Annotated in this window: 2 protein-coding genes; both read right to left on the reverse strand. The window is 72.8% G+C overall.

The genetic code is table 11. From position 1 onward, the window contains the following. On the reverse strand, positions 1-956 hold a 956-nt coding region (gene hemB, locus PLL68_RS11740), incomplete at its 3' end, for a porphobilinogen synthase (protein WP_324534289.1). Beyond that, positions 956-2,578, reverse strand: a complete 1,623-nt coding sequence (locus PLL68_RS11745) for a bifunctional uroporphyrinogen-III C-methyltransferase/uroporphyrinogen-III synthase (protein ID WP_324534291.1) — start codon at positions 2,576-2,578, stop codon at positions 956-958. The genes PLL68_RS11745 and hemB, both read right to left, overlap by 1 nt. Positions 2,579-2,630: the final 52 nt, after the last annotated feature.

Here is a 2,630-nt window from a genome sequence, read left to right on the forward strand (position 1 = left end):
GCCTCGAGGGCGTAGTAGGTCAGCACGATCTGCGCACCGGCCCGTCGGATGCCCGTGAGCGACTCCAGCATGACGCGCTCGCGATCGATCCAACCCCGTTCGGCAGCAGCCTCGATCTGCGAGTACTCCCCCGAGATCTGGTACGCGGCAACCGGAACCGGCGACATCGCGGCGGCAGCGGCGATGATGTCGAGGTGCGGGCCGGCCGGCTTGACCATGACGATGTCGGCGCCTTCGGCGATGTCGAGCTCGAGCTCACGCACGGCCTCGGTCGCGTTGGCCGGGTCCTGCTGGTAGGCCGCCCGGTCACCGACGAGCGAGGACTGCACGGCCTCGCGGAACGGTCCGTAGAGCCCGGAGGTGTACTTCGCGGCGTACGCCAGGAGCACGGTGTCGGTGTGCCCCGCGGCATCCAGCGCCGCACGCACGTGCGCCACCTGGCCGTCCATCATCCCCGAGAGCCCGAGGACGTGGGCACCGGTCGCCGCCTGCGCCAGCGCCATGGCGGCATACCGCTCGAGCGTGGCGTCGTTGTCGACGGCCCCGTCCGGAGCGAGCACTCCGCAGTGGCCGTGGTCGGTGAACTCGTCCAGGCACAGGTCGACCATGACGACGAGGTCGTCACCGACCGCCTCGACCAACCGGGCGAGAGCGACGTTGAGGATGCCGTCGGGGTCGTCCGCGCCGGACCCTCGCGCGTCCTTGGTGGTCGGGACCCCGAACACCATGATCCCGCCGAGCCCGGCCTGCACGCAGCGGTGGGCCTCCTCGACGAGGGAGTCGAGCGTGTGCTGGACGACACCGGGCATGGCCGAGATCGGCACCGGCTCCTCGATGCCCTCGCGCACGAAGACGGGGAGCACCAGGTCGGCCGGGTGCAGTCGTGTCTGCGCCACCAGGCGCCGGATCGCGGGGGTGCGCCGCAACCGGCGTGGCCTGCTCTGCGGGAAACCCATCACGTGGCGCGGCGGCGCGAACCCGGACGACGCTGGCTCGGGCGCAGGACGACCTCACCGGCCTCCTGGGCCGCCAGGGCCAGCGAGCGGCCGTGATCGGCCAGGGCGTCGACGAGCGCGTCGGCGTTGGCGACCGGGGCGAGCACGTCGACCCGCAGGCCGAGCTCTTCCGCGGTCTTGGCCGTGGCCGGGCCGATGCAGGCGACGACCGTCGTCGGGTGCGGCTTGCCCGCGATGCCGACGAGGTTGCGCACGGTCGAGCTCGACGTGAACAGCACGGCGTCGAAGGAGCCGTTCTTGATGGCGTCGCGCACCGACGCCGGCGGCGGGGCCGCCCGCACCGTGCGGTAGGCCGTGACGTCGTCGACCTCCCACCCGATGTCCTGCAGGCCCGCGACGAGCGTCTCGGTCGCGATGTCGGCACGCGGCAGGAACACCCGGGCGATCGGGTCGAGGTCGGGGTCGAAGGCGGGCCAGACCTCGAGCAGGCCGAGGGCTGACTGCTCCCCGGTCGGCACGAGGTCCGGGGTGATGCCCCAGTCGCGCAGGGCCTGGGCGGTGACACCGCCGACGGCTGCGACGCGCAGACCCGCGAACGAACGCGCATCGAGCCCGAACTCGTCGAACTTCTCACGGATCGCCCGCACGGCGTTGACGGACGTGAAGCCCACCCACTCGTAGCGCCCGGTGACCATGCCCTTGACGGCGCGCTCCAGCTGCTGCGGCGTGCGCGGGGGCTCCACCGAGATCGTCGGCACGACCTTGGCCTGCGCCCCGTGGCGCTGCAGGCGGGCCAACGTCGAGGCCGACTGCTCCTTCGTGCGGGGCACCAGCACCTCCCACCCGAACAGCGGCTTGCTCTCGAACCACGACAACGTCTCGCGCATGGTGACAGTGGACCCCACGACGGCCAGCACGGGGAAGCGCCCGTCGGCCATCGTCGCGCCGGCAGAGGACAGCGTCGTCGTCACGGTGCGCTGGTCGGTGCTCGTGCCGCGCTCGGTGACGGCGACGGGAGTTGCCCCGTCACGACCGGCGGCGATGAGGGCGTCGAAGGTCTGGGCGGCCTTGTCCGGTGCCCCGATGACGACGACGGTGACCTTGGGGTCGAGCGCGCCCGTGAGGTCGACGCCGCGAGCCCCGGCGACGAGGACGTGCACCCCGGTGGAGCTGGCCGACGTCAGCGGCACCCCGGCGTACGAGGGAACGGCCGTGACCGAGCTGACGCCCGGAACCACCTCGAAGGACACCCCTGCCTTCACGCAGGCGGTGGCCTCCTCGGCGAGCCCGTTGAAGACTGCGGGGTCACCGTCCATGAGGCGCACGACGAGGCCGCCCGGGTGCGCCTTCGCGGCCCGCACGACGAGCTTGGCGCGCGACGCGTGGGTGAGGTTCTCACCGTGGTCGCCGTGGCCGGCATCCACGACGGGGGTGCCGGGTGCGCACCACCGCTCGACGACGTCGTGCCGCGCCACCTGGTCGATGACGACGGCATCCGCAGCGGCGAGCAGCTCGCTGGCGCGCACGGTGAGCAGCCCGGGGTCGCCGGGTCCGGCGCCGACGAAGGCCACCTGGGCCGGCGTGCGGGGGGTGGAAGGGGAGGTCGAACGCGTGGGGCTCACAAGGCACGCTCCGTGGCGGGGTGGTCGGTCGTGGAGGAGTGGTCGGTCGTGG

The organism is Ornithinibacter sp., assembly GCF_035443565.1.
Taxonomy (GTDB): Bacteria; Actinomycetota; Actinomycetes; order Actinomycetales; family Dermatophilaceae; genus Fodinibacter.